This window comes from Rhodococcus sp. CH91 (assembly GCF_022554085.1).
Lineage (GTDB): Bacteria > Actinomycetota > Actinomycetes > Mycobacteriales > Mycobacteriaceae > Rhodococcus.
This window is the reverse complement of sequence record NZ_JAKFYR010000010.1, coordinates 93,978-108,553: the sequence shown is the minus strand read 5'-3', so window position 1 is coordinate 108,553 and position 14,576 is coordinate 93,978. Positions and strand designations below refer to the sequence as shown.

16 protein-coding genes are annotated in these 14,576 nt (G+C 69.9%); 4 read left to right on the top strand and 12 right to left on the bottom strand.

Annotation, left to right across the window (positions count from 1 at the left end; genetic code table 11):
- Nucleotides 1–24 precede the first annotated feature (24 nt).
- Nucleotides 25–237, top strand: coding sequence for a hypothetical protein (locus MOM01_RS18300; RefSeq protein ID WP_241386866.1), 213 nt, complete (start codon nt 25–27; stop codon nt 235–237).
- 553 nt (nt 238–790) lie between these two features.
- Here the strand turns inward: MOM01_RS18300 and MOM01_RS18295 are convergent.
- Together MOM01_RS18295 and MOM01_RS18290 are read right to left on the bottom strand one after the other, a co-directional pair.
- The gene (locus MOM01_RS18295; protein WP_241386865.1) at nt 791–1,159 is read right to left on the bottom strand and encodes an HNH endonuclease; all 369 of its coding nucleotides are present in this window, start codon (nt 1,157–1,159) and stop codon (nt 791–793) included.
- 99 nt (nt 1,160–1,258) lie between these two features.
- The gene (locus MOM01_RS18290) at nt 1,259–2,329 is read right to left on the bottom strand and encodes a class I SAM-dependent methyltransferase (RefSeq protein WP_241386864.1); all 1,071 of its coding nucleotides are present in this window, start codon (nt 2,327–2,329) and stop codon (nt 1,259–1,261) included.
- A 206-nt stretch (nt 2,330–2,535) separates the two neighbouring features.
- Here MOM01_RS18290 and MOM01_RS18285 point away from each other — a divergent pair, with 206 nt between their 5' ends.
- Both MOM01_RS18285 and MOM01_RS18280 read left to right on the top strand, forming a co-directional pair.
- Complete coding sequence (locus MOM01_RS18285) at nt 2,536–2,922, top strand: ParD-like family protein (protein WP_241386863.1); 387 nt, start codon at nt 2,536–2,538, stop codon at nt 2,920–2,922.
- Nucleotides 2,919–3,488, top strand: coding sequence for a zeta toxin family protein (locus tag MOM01_RS18280; protein ID WP_241386862.1), 570 nt, complete (start codon nt 2,919–2,921; stop codon nt 3,486–3,488). Before MOM01_RS18285 ends, MOM01_RS18280 begins: the two co-directional genes overlap by 4 nt.
- A 17-nt stretch (nt 3,489–3,505) precedes the next feature.
- Here the strand turns inward: MOM01_RS18280 and MOM01_RS18275 are convergent, their stop codons facing one another.
- The 6 genes from MOM01_RS18275 to MOM01_RS18250 are packed head-to-tail and all read right to left on the bottom strand — an operon-like array spanning nt 3,506 to nt 10,332.
- Nucleotides 3,506–5,236: a CocE/NonD family hydrolase gene (locus tag MOM01_RS18275; protein ID WP_241386861.1), complete on the bottom strand. Its 1,731-nt coding sequence runs from the start codon at nt 5,234–5,236 to the stop codon at nt 3,506–3,508.
- 25 nt (nt 5,237–5,261) lie between these two features.
- A complete protein-coding gene (locus tag MOM01_RS18270) occupies nt 5,262–6,200 on the bottom strand; it encodes an MBL fold metallo-hydrolase (protein ID WP_241386860.1) in 939 nt (312 codons plus the stop codon).
- Complete coding sequence (locus tag MOM01_RS18265) at nt 6,193–7,125, bottom strand: alpha/beta hydrolase (protein ID WP_241386859.1); 933 nt, start codon at nt 7,123–7,125, stop codon at nt 6,193–6,195. The genes MOM01_RS18270 and MOM01_RS18265 overlap by 8 nt, the downstream gene beginning before the upstream one ends.
- 43 nt (nt 7,126–7,168) lie before the next feature.
- Nucleotides 7,169–8,284, bottom strand: coding sequence for an FAD-dependent monooxygenase (locus tag MOM01_RS18260; protein WP_241386858.1), 1,116 nt, complete (start codon nt 8,282–8,284; stop codon nt 7,169–7,171).
- A gap of 49 nt (nt 8,285–8,333) precedes the next feature.
- Nucleotides 8,334–9,290, bottom strand: a complete 957-nt coding sequence (locus tag MOM01_RS18255) for a phosphotriesterase (protein WP_241386857.1) — start codon at nt 9,288–9,290, stop codon at nt 8,334–8,336.
- Between the two features lie 34 nt (nt 9,291–9,324).
- The gene (locus MOM01_RS18250; RefSeq protein WP_241386856.1) at nt 9,325–10,332 is read right to left on the bottom strand and encodes a phosphotriesterase; all 1,008 of its coding nucleotides are present in this window, start codon (nt 10,330–10,332) and stop codon (nt 9,325–9,327) included.
- Between the two features lie 145 nt (nt 10,333–10,477).
- Between MOM01_RS18250 and MOM01_RS18245 the strand changes: the two genes are divergently transcribed.
- The gene (locus MOM01_RS18245) at nt 10,478–11,065 is read left to right on the top strand and encodes a TetR/AcrR family transcriptional regulator (RefSeq protein ID WP_241386855.1); all 588 of its coding nucleotides are present in this window, start codon (nt 10,478–10,480) and stop codon (nt 11,063–11,065) included.
- On the opposite strand, the gene MOM01_RS18240 is transcribed toward MOM01_RS18245, so the two are convergent.
- The 4 genes from MOM01_RS18240 to MOM01_RS18225 are packed head-to-tail and all read right to left on the bottom strand — an operon-like array spanning nt 11,041 to nt 14,546.
- Nucleotides 11,041–12,003, bottom strand: coding sequence for a LysR family transcriptional regulator (locus MOM01_RS18240; RefSeq protein WP_241386854.1), 963 nt, complete (start codon nt 12,001–12,003; stop codon nt 11,041–11,043). The two genes, MOM01_RS18245 and MOM01_RS18240, sit on opposite strands and share 25 nt — an antisense overlap.
- Nucleotides 12,004–12,013: 10 nt before the next feature.
- Nucleotides 12,014–13,183: an NAD(P)/FAD-dependent oxidoreductase gene (locus MOM01_RS18235; protein ID WP_241386853.1), complete on the bottom strand. Its 1,170-nt coding sequence runs from the start codon at nt 13,181–13,183 to the stop codon at nt 12,014–12,016.
- The gene (locus MOM01_RS18230) at nt 13,180–13,374 is read right to left on the bottom strand and encodes a ferredoxin (protein ID WP_241386852.1); all 195 of its coding nucleotides are present in this window, start codon (nt 13,372–13,374) and stop codon (nt 13,180–13,182) included. The genes MOM01_RS18235 and MOM01_RS18230 overlap by 4 nt, the downstream gene beginning before the upstream one ends.
- The gene (locus MOM01_RS18225; protein ID WP_241386851.1) at nt 13,371–14,546 is read right to left on the bottom strand and encodes a cytochrome P450; all 1,176 of its coding nucleotides are present in this window, start codon (nt 14,544–14,546) and stop codon (nt 13,371–13,373) included. The genes MOM01_RS18230 and MOM01_RS18225 overlap by 4 nt, the downstream gene beginning before the upstream one ends.
- Nucleotides 14,547–14,576: the final 30 nt, after the last annotated feature.

Sequence of the window (14,576 nt, the reverse complement as noted above, 5' to 3'; positions counted from 1 at the left end):
GATAACGGTGATTATCCATCAAATATGGAAGGGGTGAGGCTCGTCGGCCGGCTGTCGGGGTGCCCCGGGGGACGGGGCCTGCCCGGCCTGCCGCATGCGGACTATCACGAGCGATACGTCGGTGTGTGCGGCGTCGACACCCGGTGCGGCGTCGTCGCAACGGACGGAACGGGATATGTGTCGCCGCGACGCGAGGTCGATCGGCACGCGGTGGTCGGTGATCGGGTCGCGGCGTGATCCGCCTCGGCTGAGGGCTCCGGGGTGGACCCGGACGGGCCGTGCGGAGAAGCCGGCCGAGTCGGGTTCGTCGCCCGGCTGCGTGTCGTACGCGACGCTTTCGAGCCGAGGTCTCCGAGGGGCTCCGCACGCCCCGCCGCAGCAGCGCGGAGGAGGTCCGGATCCGGTCTAGTTAACATAATGTAGATTATCGGCAATTTATCGACCTGGGTGAACGGCACGTCCGAGCCCGACTCGGCCCGCCGGCCCGTCGATCGTCCTGTGTGGCCGGCTGCTCGTTGTGCGCCACGATGTCGCAGGACGTGTCGTTCCTGCGGCGTGCCTCGCCGGTGAGGCGTTCCGGTACGTTGCCTGCCGGCGATGTCTCCGTGGCCGGTTCCCGCCGCGGCCTCGTGTCGGCGCCCAGCCGCCGGCCGGCCGGCCGAATCGATCGGCATCGGCGCTCGTGCCCGGCGGCCGATTCGGCCCTGCTTCGACCCCCGGCCGGTCCCCTCCGCGCCCCGCCCGTCCACCCTGAAACGTCACTGTGACGTTTCAGGGTGGACGGGCGGGCTCATGAATCCGTGTTGTGCAACCGGCGCAGCTGACTGGTCAGGTACTGCCGCGCCCGCCGCCGGCCGCCGGAACGGTCGAGTTCGGTATCCAGCTCGTCGAGCAGCGTCGCGAGCAGCGCGGTCTGCGGTGACCGGTCGGGTCGGCGCCGGCACTCGTCGAGCCAGTCGACCGGTCCGGTGTGGCCGCGGTCGGCGTTGCAACGGCGGCAGGCCGCGACCTCGTTGGCCGTGATGCTCGGGCCGCCTTTGAGGCGCGGCACCAGATGGTCGGTCGTCGGGGTGATCAACCGGCCGAACGCGCGACCGCACCACAGGCATCGGCCGTCCTGGCGTTCGAGGGCGAGGGAGAGTCGGGCGGCGCGGTCCATGCCCCGATCCTGACTCATCCGCTGTGCCGGCTCACCGAGGGGTCTCCCCTGCGCCGACGTCCCATCATCCCTAATTCGTCACTGTGACGAATTGGAGGGTCAGGGTCGTGCTTCGAGGACGAGGTTGAACGGTGTTTCCGTCGCCCGCCGGAAGGTGCCGAATCCCGCTTCGGCGGCGACCTCCCCGAGGCGCCGCTCGCCGGCCTGGGCGCCGAGACCGAGGGCGACGGGCTGATCGAGCGACGACGGGGTGCACAGCACCGTGGAGGCGGCGTAGTACATCCGGCCCACCGGATCGAGATTCTCGGGCAGGCTGTCGTGCGCGAACGGCTCGACGAGCATCACACTGCCGTCGTCCGCCACGCTCTCACGGGCATGGCGCAGTGCGCCGACCGGATCCCCCATGTCGTGCAGGCAGTCGAAATAACAGATCAGCTCGTAACCCTCTCCCGGGAAGTCCGCGGCCGAGGCGACGTCGAAGGAGACGTTGCCGACTCCTTCCTCGGCGGCCAGTTCGCGTGCCCGCGCGATCGACGCGTCGTGATAGTCGAAGCCGCGCACCGTGGACTCCGGGAACGCCTGCGCGAGGATCGTCGTCGATACCCCGTGCCCACACCCGACATCGGCGACGGTCGCGCCGGCACGCAGCGTGTCGACGACACCGTCGAGGGCAGGGAGCCACGCGTCGACGAGGTTGGCCCGGTATCCGGGGCGGAAGAACTGTTCGGTGCCGATGAACAGTTCCGGATCGTGTTCGTGCCAGCCGAAGCCGTCGCCGTTGCGGATCCGGTCGGTGATGCGCCGGCGGTCCTTGTAGACCGAACTGATCAGGTGGAAACCTCCGGCCAGGTAGACCGGGCTGTCTTCACGGGCCAGCGCCATGGCGTGTTCCGGTGAGAGGGTGAAGGTTGCAGTGTCCGGGTCGTAGCTCAGATATCCGCTCGCGGCCTGCGCCGCCAGCCACTCACGCAGATAGCGTTCGCGGATGCCGGTGTCGGTGGCGAGTTGTTCGCTGGTGGTCGGGCCGGATGCATCGAGGGCCCGCCACAGGCCGAGCTCGACACCGATGAGTACCAGTGCCCCGTTCATGGCCGCGCCCATGTCGACGACGAGTTGCCCGAGGGTCTGTTCGAGGCGTGCTTCGTCGAGGTCGTGTGTGTCCGTGGTCATCGCGCACCTCCTTGCGATGTGGGTACGTCGCTCACGCTAGGCCGACGCCGGGTGCGCCCGGCGACGGGACGGGTGCGATCGGGTGTCGATCCGGGTGGTGGTGTGGTGGATGAGGTCACGAATCGGCGATGGCGCGGATCCGGGGGTGCACGTCGGTGTTGCAGCGCGCTACGATCGGTAGCAGTCTGCAACAAGGGGAGGTCGTCATGACGTCGTCCACCGACAAGGTCACCCGCTTCGACGCCGAACTCGTCGACAGCGCCATCGCCGAGGGCGGCCGCCAGAACCGCACCGGGCGCCAGCAACTCGAATACTGGGCCCGTATCGGCCGCGCGATGACCGCGCACGAGACCGCCTCGCTGCACCGGGTACAGGATGCTCTGGCCGGGCTGCGCGAGACCAGCGAACTCACCACCGCCGAAGGCCGGTTGTTCGACGCGGAGATCGACGCCCGCCTGGCCGACGGGCTGGCCCGCGCCGACTATGCCGGGGTGCTCGCCGCGCGCGGGGTGACCACGGTACTGCTCGACGACGAGGGCCGGCTGGTCGAACAGCGTCCGGACGGTAGTCGCCGGGTGCTCGACGACGAATGAGGCGACTGGATCTGATCGTCGGACCGAACGGGTCCGGCAAGTCGACCTTCGTCGAGTTGTCCCTCGCTCCCCTGCTGCCGCGCAGCGTGTTCGTCAATGCCGATGTCATCGCGCGGCAGCGATGGCCGGAGCGGGCCGAGGAGATGTCGTACGAGGCTGCGCAACTCGCGGCGGCGGCGCGGGAGCGGCTGTTGCGGCAGGGACGTTCGTTCATCGCCGAGACGGTGTTCTCGCATCCGTCGAAGCTGGAGTTGATCGACCGGGCGCACGAGGCGGGGTTCACGGTGGTGGTGCACGTGATGCTGGTGCCCGAGACGATGTCGGTGCTGCGTGTGCAGCACCGGGTGGCCGCGGGTGGGCATTCGGTGCCGGAGGACAAGATCCGGGCCCGTTATCGGCGGTTGTGGCCGCTGGTGGTCGAGGCGATCCGGCGCGCCGATCAGGCGACGGTGTACGACACCGCCTCGGGGACCCCGGCGCCGGTGGCGCGGTTCGCCGCCGGGGTCCCGGTCGGTGCCGTCCGGTGGCCCGGGTGGGTACCGGAGGCGCTCACCGGGCTCGGCTGAGACGGATCCGGGTGGGATCAGTTCTCTGCGTTGCCGGTGGTGAACGGCAGCACCAGCCGCGAGGGGTGCGTGGCGTCCCGGTAGATCTTGTGGGTCACCGGGCGGCCGACGGGCAGGTGGAAGGCGTCCGGCGGCAGCAGTGCGTTGTGTTCGTCGGCGAGCGGTTCGTTGTTCGACAGTTCCACGACGAGCTTGTGGCCGGGCAGGAAGGTGTTGGCGAAGGGATACAGCCGCAGCACGTATTCCTCGATGCTGCCGGGTTCGACCGGCACGGCGCGGGTGTGCGGGTGGTAGGGGTCGCCTTCGGTGGTGCGTTCGGGGTCGAGTTCGCGGTGCGAGGCCTTGAGGTAGCCGGTGGTGATCAGCTGCCGCGTGCCGTTCGGGGCGTAATCCCACATGCGGAGGATGAAGTTGGTGTCGGCCTGGTCGATCTCGGCGAAGATGTGCGCGGCGCCGGTGCCGATCATCTCGGTGGGTTCGGCGAAGACCGGGGTTTCCCATTTCAGGATCTCGACCTTGTCGGTGACCGTGAGCGGCGCCTGGTAGAAGCCGTCCGGGGCGGCGTACCGGACGCCCATCGGTTCGGGGTCGGTGGACAGCTTGCCGCGCGGGCGCAGATACAGCGACCGATACTCGATGTCCTTCGGTGGCCACTGGTCGGCGGTGACGCGCCGTCGTGAGCCTTCGACGAAGACGTTCACGGCGGGTTCGTCCATGATGCCGTTGTCGATGCCCTTGATCCAGTAGTCGTACCAGCGGAACATCGTGTCGTGCTCTTCGATGAAGGGCCGCGACTGCATGGGCGGATAGGGGCCGATGTCGAGCTTCTTCGGTCCCTGCAGGGCGTGGAACAGTTCGATGGTGCCGTCCATCGTCCAGCCGCGGCCCTGGTCGATCTGCAGGTAGACGGGGATGTCGATGTTCCGGGCGAGGTTGATGGGGTTGCGTTCCTCGTACCACTCGCCGTCGAGTTCGTTGGTGATGATGTCGAACCACGCTTCGTGGTGCTTCGGGTAGTGGAGCACGTGCACGAGGTTCGGCCAGGCCGCGACGTCGGGGTCGGCGAGCCGCTGGGCGACGCGTGCCTGGATCTCGTCGGGGCTGTAGGTCTCGAGCATGCGGGAGGTGACGCGGTCGGTGAACGCCCAGCCGGAGTCGCCGCCGCGGCCCTCGCGGGCGGCGCGGGGCATGAACCACATGATGCCGCCGTGGTAGGTGGTCTCGTAGAAGTCGTAGTGGCCGCCGGAGACGAAGATGGCCTTGAGGTGCGGGGGGCGTTCGGCGGCGGCGAGGACCTGCATGGATCCGAAATAGGAGATGCCGATCATGCCGACGTTGCCGTCGCACCAGGGTTGCGCGGCGACCCATTCGATGAAGTCGTAGGCGTCCTGGCCGAGGGAGACACCGCCGGCGTTGTAGTTGCCGATGTGCTCGCCGTCGGAGTCGCCGGTGCCGCGGATGTCGCCGATGACGTGGACGTAGTCCTCGGCGACGACGCGGGCGATGTCGCCGGCTTCGATGCAGCCGTCCCACATGGGGCTGGGGCGGCGTTGCGGCGGGGTGGTCAGGGCGAGGGCTTGGAGTTCCTTGCCGTAGGGGCTCAGGGCGACGAGCGCGGGGCGGGGCTTGTCGTCGACGCCGTGGTAGGCGTCGGCGGCCAACTCGATGCCGTCGCGCATGGGGACCCGCAGGTGTTTGCGGATGTGGATGGTCTGTCCGCCTGCGTCGAACGTGTCGAACTCGGCCATGGGAACCTACGACTCCTCTGGGTGATCAGTGCTGATGCGAAAACTGGGTGCGGTAGCCGTGCAGCGTCGTGAAGAACGGGGACGGTTCGAGGGTGGGATCGCCGGTGTAGCCGAGGTCGTCGGCGACCGGGGTGAAGGGCGAATAGGGCGAGTCGGTGTCGAGCAGGCCGTGACACAGGCAGCGGTGCGCGGCGCCGCGCACTCCCCCTTCGATGTCGACGCTCTCGCGCAGTGCTTCGGCGGCCTGGTCGCGGTCGAGTTCGACGCCGTAGGCGGTGCCGTCGGTGCGGCGGTAGGGGTGCCCGAGGTAGAGCGTGTCGGGGCGGATCGTCTCGCGCAGGTAGGCGAGGCTGTCGCGGTAGGCGTCGGGGTCGGTGTAGCCGGGGAACCCGTTGGCGGCGCCGTGGACCTGCACGGCGTCGCCGACGAACACGCTGTTCCGGCCTTCGACGACGTAGGCGACCGATCCCGGGGTGTGGCCGGGGATGGAGTGCACGGAGATCTCCACACCCCCGCCGAGGGAAATCGTCTCTCCCCCGCGCACGAGCATGGTCGGTTCCATCTCCCCGGAGATGACCGCTTCGGCGGCGGCGGTGACCTTCGCGGCTCCGTCGGGGTCGTTCAGGTACTGTCCGCGGCCGGCGAGGTAGTCGTCGACGTGTGCCTGCCGGGAGCGCAGCAGGGGTGCGTCGGCGTGGTGGATGACGACCTGGGCTTTGCGGCCGGTGGCCTCCCACAGGGCGTGGGCGCCGCCGATGTGGTCGATGTGCCCGTGGGTGAGCAGGATCCAGCGCACGTCCTCGAGGCGCCGGCCGAGTTTCTCGAGGGCCGGGGCCATGCCCTCGGCCGGAGAGGTGGCGATGCCGGTGTCGACGATCGCGGGCTGTTCGGCGTCGATGTAGAAGGTGTAGAGCCCGAAGCGTCCCCACGGGGAGACGATCGGGTGGATCGTCACGTCACTCATGCCGGCTGCCCTGGAGGAAGGCGGCGGTCTCGTCGAAGACCTGTGCGTATTCGGGGATCCACGAGAAGTTCTGCACGAAGCCGTGGTTGGCGCCGGCATACCGGATCAGGGTGACGGGAACCCCGGCGTCCTCGAGTCGCCGGGCGTACAGTTCGCCTTCGTCGCGCATCGGGTCGAACTCGGCGGTGACGATCAGCGCGGCGGGCAGGCCCGACAGGTCTTCGCGCTTGATCGGTGAGACGCGCGGGTCGGCGGGGTCGGCGCCGCTGTCGAAGTAGAAGGCGTTGAACGGTTTCAGGCCGGCGGTTTCGAGGCCGTAGCCGACGGCGTTCTCCCGCATCGACGGGTAGCGGTCTTCGTCGAAGTCCAGGTCGAGGGACGGGTAGTACAGCACCTGGTGGGTGATGCGGTCGAAGCCGTCGTCGTGGGCGAGACCGGTGACGGCGGCGACGAAGTTGGCGCCGGAGCTGTCACCTGCGAGGGCGAGAGTGGTGCCGTCCCAGTGCAGGTCGTCGCCGTGTTCGGTGGCCCAGCGCACCACGGCGTAGCAGTCGTCGAGGCCGGCCGGGAACTGTGCCTCGGGGGCGCGGCGGTAGCCGACGGACACCACGGTGCAGCCGGTGGCCTTCGCGAGGTGCCGGGCGACGTGGTCGTGGGTGTCGAGGCTGCCGAGGAAGAACGCCCCGCCGTGGAAGTAGACGAGCAGACCGGAGGTGTCGGCGGCGGTCGGGGTGTAGACCCGCACCGGCACCTGTCCCGTGGGCGTCGCGGCGATCGTGTCGCGGACGTCGTGCAGGGGCAGTCGCTCCTCGAGTGGCGGCACCTGGGCCTGATCCCCGGCGCGCATCGCGGCCGGATCGAGCGGTCCGGGCGGCGGGGCGGGCAGGTCGGCGAGGATCCGGGCGATCTCGGGGTGCAACGGCATGGCCGGTCGTCTCCTTCGGGGCGGTGAGCGGGTGGGTGGTGAACTACCGGGCAGGCTGCTGCGCGGCGGGTTTCTGGCCGGGAAAGACGTCCTGCACTTCGTCCTCGGTCCAGCCCTGGCGGGAGATGCGCTGCAGTTCGTCGGTGACCGGCTTGCGCTGCGCCTGGTAGGCGGCGAGCGCCTCGGCGACGGTGTCGGCGTCGCGCAGGCAGTCGGCGAGCACCCCGGCGTCGAGGATCGCCGAGTTCGCGCCCTGGCCCTGGTGGTGCAGCATCGAGTGGGCGGCGTCGCCGACGAGCACCACCGAGTCGCTGTGCCAGCGGTCGATCGGGTCGATGTCGTAGACGCCGCGGATGTTGACGATGTCCATGTCGAGGCCGGCGGTGATGTCGACGATGCGCGGGTCGAAACCGGCGACGGTGGCGAGCATGTCGTCCTTGCTCACCTGCGGCGCCCAGTCCGGATCCGGGCACAGGGCGGTGATGTCGAAGGACACCTGATTGCGGTGGCGCAGCGGCAGCAGGTACACCTTGGTGCCCTTGCCGATGTACATGCGCAGGTTGTCGTCGGTGACCATCCCGTGTGCGTCGGCGAGGTCGATGACGGCGCGGTAGGCGCGTTCCCCGGAGAACACCGGTTCGGCGTGGGAGAACAGCTGTGTGCGGACCACGGATTTGATGCCGTCGGCGCCGATCACCAGGTCGGCGTCGACGCTGGTGCCGTTGGTGAAGGTGAGGGTGGTCCGATCGCCGTGGTCGATGACGGTCTCGAGCTTGTGGCCGAGCGCGACCATGCCGTCGGGCAGGGCGGCGATGAGGGTGTCGATGAAGTCGCCGCGGTGGATCAGGTGGGTGTGCTTCTGGTCGCCGTGCGCCGGCCAGGTGTCCTTCATGATGGGATCGCCGGTGGCGGTGAGGATCTCGAAGTAGTCGCTCGGTGCGCTGACCTTCGCGATGTCGTCGGCGATGCCCCACTCGCGGAAGCGTTCCATGCTCGACGGGCGCAGACCGATGCCGGCGCCGACCTCGCGGATCTCGGTGGCCTGTTCGTAGACGGTGACGTTCGCGCCGAGCAACGACAGGGCCCGGGCGGCGGCCGCACCGGCATATCCCGCGCCGACGATGGCGATGGTGAGATCGGTCAGATCCGAGGTCTGCATGTGGGTGTCTCTTTCGGAGGGCGCGCGGGTGCGCGCCGGGAGGTTCGGGTCAGGGTTGCGCGATGGTGAGGAAGTCGGCGGGGTTCTCGACGAACAGCGTGGTGATGGTGGCCTCGTCGAGTCCGGCCTCGCGCAGGTCCGGGATGAGGTCCTCGAACAGGTAGTTCACGGTGTGTCCCTTGACGCCCGGCCAGCCGAGTGGGCTGCAGTTGGCGTCGACGCCGGCCAGGGCCTGATCGAGGTGGCCGGCATTCAGGAAGCGCAGGAAGTGGGCGAGGCGCTCGGCGCGGGGGCGGGCCCAGAACGGCGGGTCCTCGAGTTCGGTCTCGTAGCCGAAGGTGTCGAAGCCGACCCGGCCGCCCTGCTGTGCGATCCAGGTGTCGCGGGTCTTTTCGGCGTTGACCCCGTCGTCGGCGTGCCCGAACAGCACCCGGTGCAGCGGCAGGCCTTCCTCGGTGAAGATGGCGATGGCGGTCTCGGCGTCGATGGCGAGGTGGGTGAGGATCGGCACGCCGGTGGTGAGGGCGGCGCGGGCGGCGGCGCGGTAGATGCGCTTGTCGAGTTCGGTCATCTTCCCGCCGCGGGAGACGCCGACCTTGATGACCCCGGCGCGGCTGCCGGTGTCGCCGATGCCGACGGTGATCTCGTGCACGAACTGGCGCATCAGGTAGTCGACGGAGGCGCGTTCGAAGAACGGCAGGGCGGTGTCGCCGCCGACGAAGCCGGTGCAGGCGACGATGTGCACGCCGGTCTTGGCCGAGAGCGACTTGTAGTAGTCGATGTCGCGGCCGTTGCAGATGCCGGTGACGTCGACGAAGGTGCCGCCGCCGTAGTCGTGGAAGGCGCGCAGCTTCGGGACGGTCTCCTCGTAGCGGACCTCGGGGCTCTTCCACCAGCGGGTGTCCAGTTCGGAGCCGGGCATGCCGTATCCGATGTGTTCGTGGATGGCGACGATGCCCAGTTCCTCGGGTGCGATCGGTCCCAGGACGGTGTTCACTCTCGACACAACAATTCCCCTTCGGGCGAAGACTTCTCGGTGGTTACTGGTCGGTGCTCGGGCGGGGCGAGGACACCGTGAGCAGCGCGCGCGGGTTGACGGTGAGGATGCCGGTGAGCTCGTCTTCGCCGAGGCCGGCGGCGCGCAGCTGCGGCGCGAAGGTGGTGAGCACGTAGCCGAAGGGCAGTTCCCGGGCCGGGTGGCCCGTGGCGACGCCGGTGGCCCGGCACGAGAGCAGGATGCGGTGGCCGAGCCCGGCGGCGACGAGTTCGGTGATCAGGTCGACGCGCTCGGCGTCGGAGAGGTGCCGGTCGTCGGTACTGCCGAGGTGATCGAGGGCGATGTAGGCGCCGCGGCGGGCGATCTCGGCGGGGGCTCCGGCGGCGACGGCGTCGCGGCGGTCGAGTCCGCCGACGACGATGCGGTCGGCGGGCAGGTGCTCGTCGAGGGCGATGTCGAGGTCGGCCAGCGGGTCCTTGCCGTAGCGCAGGGACACCGCGACGCCGGTGTCGCGGCCGGCGCGGGCGGCGCCGCGGAACAGGTTCTCCTCGGTGGCGGTCATGCCGTCGGGGTGGGCGGCGGTGGCGATCAGGCCGGCGGCGGCGCGGCGTTCGACGCGCGGCACGACCATGCCCTCGGTGACCTCCCGGGTGAACAGGTCGGCGAACTTGTCGGCGGGCCAGGGGGTGGGCGGGTTGGTCTGCGGGGTCAGGAAGTAGCCGCCGAGCAGGTTTTCCGGGCCCAGGCCGGTGGAGGCGATGATGTGCACCCCGGAGGCGCGGGAGAGGTTCTCGTACATCGGTACGTCGCGGCCGTGGAACATGCCGGTGGCGTCGACGAGGGTGCCGCCGCCGGCGGCGCGGAAGTCGCGGAGCTTGCCGAGCAGGGTGGTGAAGATCGCGGCGCGGTCGAGGTCGATGTCGTAGGCGTACTGGGCGCCGGGCAGCACGGAGAGCAGGGCCTCGTGGACGGCGACGACGCCGAGGTCGTCGGCGGGGACCGGGCCGAGGACGGTGTGGACGGTGGCGGTCGCGGTCTCGGGGCCGGTCATCGCGCTTCCTTTCATCGGCGTCGCAGGGCGCGACGTGGTGGGAGTCACGGTAAAGATTCGGATTACAGACTGTCAAGTGAATTGACGCGTCGATGTGTGAATGTACTCGTCGGTAAGTGAGCGGTCGAGGCTAGGATGGCTGTCCATGTCCCTTCGTGCCGCCCAGAAGCAGATGACCTACGAGTTGTTCCTCGCCAAGGCCCTCGAACTGTTCGGCACCAAGGGCTACGCGGCGACCACCATCGACGACATCGCGACCGCCGCCGGGTCCACCCGCACCACCTTCTACCTGCACTTCTCGTCCAAGGCCGACGTGATGAGCGCCTTGCTGACGAAGGTCGACACGATCCTCACCGCCGCCGACGACCCGAGCCTGACCGCGGTCGTCGCCTCGGGGTCACGCCCGCTGATCCGGCAGTGGCTCGATCGCAAACTCTCCCAGTGGGACGAGATCAAGCCCTATATGACGGCCTCCTATCAGGCCGCACACGACCCGGACGTGGCCGCGAAGACCGAGCGGTGGTTCGAAAGCGCCGTCACCGACATGACCGAAGGCCTCGACCGGGCCGGCCGGCTCGCCCCCGACCGTCGCCGCATCCGCTGCGTGCTGGCCTTCGGGCAGCTCGAACACATGTCGCGGCGCTACTTCTCCGTCGGCTGGCGCACCCCGCGGGCGATCTGCCTCGACGAGCTCACCGACTCGTGGTGCTATCTGCTCGACGTGCCCGACTGAGTCGCCGCGAGCCTCTCGGTGGCCACGATCGCCTCGGCGAGGATGCCACGCAGCCAGGCGATGAACTCGCCGTCGGCCAGCCGCGGATTCCACACCACATCCACACCGAGCGGGGCCACCGGCAACGGGAACTCCTCGATCCGCAGGGGCATCTGCCGGCGCATCTGCTGCGCCACCCGATAGGTGTGCACGGCGACCCCACCGGATCGGCCCACCAGATGCGGGATGAGCAGGAAATCGGAGATCAACTGTCCGATCCGGTAACGCACCCCCGCCGCGTCCAACGCGGCATAGGGCGCCACCCGGTGCCGCGCATCGTAGGTGACGTGCGGGATCGACGAGAGCAACTCGAGCGCGGACGCCTGCGGATCGGTGTCCGGATGGGCGATCACCACCCACCGGTTCTCGTAGAGCCGCTCGCGCGGATAGGGCGCGGAGAACGCCTGTGACAGCAGCACCACGTCGACACCGTCGTCGGTGAAATCGGCCGGCTGCGGTTCGATGAAGGTGCGCAGGCGTACCGTCGCGTGCGGGGCCCGCGCGGTGACGAGGCGGCTCAGCTCCGGGCCGACGACGAAGGCGGTGCTGGTGGTCATCGCCAAGGTGACGGTGCGGGAGTCGCGGGCCGGGTCGAAACCGGGAAAATCCACCACCCGCGCGGTCTGCCGCAGTACGTCCCGCAGCGGGCCGATCAATTCCGCCGCGCGGGGCGTGAGCACTAGCCCGCTCCCCTGCCGGACCACCAGATCGTCCCCGAACAACCGGCGCATCCGGCCCAGGGCGTGGCTCATCGCCGGCTGCGTGATCCCCACCCGCGCCGCCGCGCGGGTGACCGAGCGTTCCTCGAGCACCGCCAGCAGCGGCACCAGCAGGTTCAGATTGACCGACGCCAGCCGCGGTAGGTCGGGGTCGGCCGGATGCTCCGCGGGTCGGTTCACCCACACGAACTTACGCGGGCGTCGCTGCGGCGGTCGGCGGCCGGCCGGTGGTGGCGGTGCGCCGCAAGCGGGGAATGGAGATGCGGTGGTTGAGCGCCACCGCCACCCCGGCGCCGTCCGGATGCCGCCAGTGCAGCAGCGCCGGCCCGTGCGGCTCGTCGCCGACGAGGACGTCCGGTTCCCCGTCGACCGGAAGATGCCCGATCGCCTTGAGGTGCAACCCGAACTGCTCGGTCCAGAAGTACGGGTCGGCGGCGTATTCCGGCGCGTCGTCCCCACGCAGCAGCGCCAGCGCCGCGACACGGGCCTGTTCGATGGCGCTGTTCCACAACGGACTGCGCCGCACGACGCCGCGGATCGGGAGATGCACGACGTCACCGGCGGCGACGATGCCCGGGGCGACGCGGCCGCGGGCATCGGCGACGAGGCGACCGTCGGTGAGCAGCCCGCTGTCCTGCAGCCACGCCACATTGGGCAGGTCCCCGATCGCGGCGACGACGAGATCGGCGGTGATGTGGGTGCCGTCGCCGAGGGTCACCGCGGTGGCGTCGAGCCCGGTGGCGGTGCCGGACACGATCTTCACTCCGGCGGCGGTGGCCGCGGCGGTGAAGATCTCGGACAGATATGGTCCGAACTGCGGGCGCAGCGGGGGGTGCTCGGTGACGACGGTGACCTCGCAGCCGGCCTGCGTGGCCGCGGAGGCGACCTCCATGCCGAGCGGGCCGGCCCCGACGACCGTGACCACGGGTCGGTCGGCGAGTCGCGCCCGCAAGGTCAGGGCGTCGTCGAGGGTGCGCAGTACCAGCGCACCATCCCCCACCGGTCCCGCCCGGCGGGGTCGGGAGCCGCTGGCGATGACCAGCCCGTCGAAGGGCAACTCGGTGCCGTCGTCGAGGTGGACGACCCGCGCGGTGAGATCCAGTCCCACCGCGGTGACAGCGAGCAGTTCGGTAGCGCCGTGCGCCGGGGCGGGCAGCTCGGGCGAGCCGCCGTCGGTGAGCAGCGCCTTCGACAGCGCCGGTCGGGAGTAGGCGGGACGGTTCTCCTCCCCGACGATGGTCAGCTGCCCGTCGAAGCCGGCGGCGCGCAGGCTGTCGCAGGCGGTCTGCCCGGCAATGCCGTTACCGACCACGACGATCCGGTTCGGCGCCGCGGCGCTCGGGAAGGCAGGGGTGCTCATGCCAGCGCGAGGGCGGCGACGGGACAGACCCGCACGGCGGCGCGGGCGGCCGCGGCCTGCGGGCTGTCCTCGGGCAACTCGGTGACGTCGAGGACCAGTTCCCCGTGGTCGTCGAGATGCATCAGCTCGGCGGCGGCCTCCTCGCACAGGCCGTGGCCTTCGCAGCGGGGGCGATCGAGGGTGATCTTCATGCGGGAACGACCTCCAGGATCTCGAGGGTGTCGATGGAACGGGTGGTGTTGGTGGGCACGCGGGCGGGTTCCGCGGCGACCAGGCGGCTCGTGTGGGTGGCCAGCGCGGAGATCACCGCGTGGGCTTCCAGCCGCGCGAGGCCCTGCCCTGCGCAGCCGTGCGGGCCGTAACCGAAGGACAGATGGTCGACCGGATTACGGTCGACGCGGAAGATGTCCGGCTCGTCGTAGTGCCGCGGGTCGCGGTTGCCGGCGCCGAACAGGATCGCCACCTGCGCGCCGGCCGGGAGGGTGTAGCCGTCGATGTCCACCTGGCGGGTCACCGCGCGACCCCAGGCGTGCAGCGGCGCCCAGTAGCGCAGTACCTCGGCGAAGGCGGCGGGCACCAGGGTGCGGTCGGCGCGGACGCGGTCGAACTGTTCGGGGAAGGCCGAGAACAGAGCGACGACGTTGCCGAGGGAAGCGATGGTGGTATCCACTCCGGCGCCGAGATACTGGTGGATGATGTGTCCGGCGCTGTCGGCCGGGACGGCGCCGCGGGCTTCGGCGTCGAAGATGCGGCGACCGACCGAGCCGGGGGCGAGATCGTCGGCGCGGACCTGCGAGCACCATGCGTACAGTTCCCCGGCGATGGGGAAGTTCTCGGCGGTGCGCGGATTCATCGGGCCGAGCACTTCCATGGCGGCCTGTCCCCAACGGAGCATGTTGTCGCGGACCTCCCCGGTGAAGCCGATGAGGTCGGCGACGATCTCGAGGGGGAAGGCGCGGGCGAGGGCGTCGACGGCGTCGAAGGTTCCCCGCTCGACCAGTTCGGCGACGAGCCGGTCCGCCTTGGTGGTGATGGTGGTCGCGAGTCCGCGCAGTGCGCGCGGGGAGAGATTCTCGGTGAGGGTGGCGCGCAGTTCGGTGTGGATCGGCGGGTCGGAGGCCAGCGAGGTGCCCTGCAGGGCTTCGTTGGCGGCCGGGTTGAAGGCGATGCGGCTCGAGGAGAATGTCGCGGGGTCGGCGAGGGCGGCGCGGATGACCTCGTAGCGGGTCAGGGCGTAGACGTCGTGGGCGGGCAGGTACACGACCGGGGCGAGTTCGCGCAGGGTGGCGAAGGTCGGATAGGGGTCGACGAGCACGTCGTCGGCGAACAGGTCGAGCTCGACCGTGGGAGGGCTGCTGGTCATGCGCTTCAGTGAAGTGCCACCCTTGACATA

Coding starts and splice junctions, on each gene's coding strand:
- MOM01_RS18230 (WP_241386852.1), bottom strand. CDS start 13,374: ATGAAGATCACCCTCGATCGCCCCCGCTGCGAAGGCCACGGCCTGTGC.
- MOM01_RS18285 (WP_241386863.1), top strand. CDS start 2,536: ATGACGTCGTCCACCGACAAGGTCACCCGCTTCGACGCCGAACTCGTC.
- MOM01_RS18300 (WP_241386866.1), top strand. CDS start 25: ATGGAAGGGGTGAGGCTCGTCGGCCGGCTGTCGGGGTGCCCCGGGGGA.
- MOM01_RS18265 (WP_241386859.1), bottom strand. CDS start 7,125: ATGCCGTTGCACCCCGAGATCGCCCGGATCCTCGCCGACCTGCCCGCC.
- MOM01_RS18295 (WP_241386865.1), bottom strand. CDS start 1,159: ATGGACCGCGCCGCCCGACTCTCCCTCGCCCTCGAACGCCAGGACGGC.
- MOM01_RS18225 (WP_241386851.1), bottom strand. CDS start 14,546: ATGACCAGCAGCCCTCCCACGGTCGAGCTCGACCTGTTCGCCGACGAC.
- MOM01_RS18235 (WP_241386853.1), bottom strand. CDS start 13,183: ATGAGCACCCCTGCCTTCCCGAGCGCCGCGGCGCCGAACCGGATCGTC.
- MOM01_RS18280 (WP_241386862.1), top strand. CDS start 2,919: ATGAGGCGACTGGATCTGATCGTCGGACCGAACGGGTCCGGCAAGTCG.
- MOM01_RS18260 (WP_241386858.1), bottom strand. CDS start 8,284: ATGCAGACCTCGGATCTGACCGATCTCACCATCGCCATCGTCGGCGCG.
- MOM01_RS18250 (WP_241386856.1), bottom strand. CDS start 10,332: ATGACCGGCCCCGAGACCGCGACCGCCACCGTCCACACCGTCCTCGGC.
- MOM01_RS18270 (WP_241386860.1), bottom strand. CDS start 6,200: ATGAGTGACGTGACGATCCACCCGATCGTCTCCCCGTGGGGACGCTTC.
- MOM01_RS18290 (WP_241386864.1), bottom strand. CDS start 2,329: ATGACCACGGACACACACGACCTCGACGAAGCACGCCTCGAACAGACC.
- MOM01_RS18275 (WP_241386861.1), bottom strand. CDS start 5,236: ATGGCCGAGTTCGACACGTTCGACGCAGGCGGACAGACCATCCACATC.
- MOM01_RS18245 (WP_241386855.1), top strand. CDS start 10,478: ATGTCCCTTCGTGCCGCCCAGAAGCAGATGACCTACGAGTTGTTCCTC.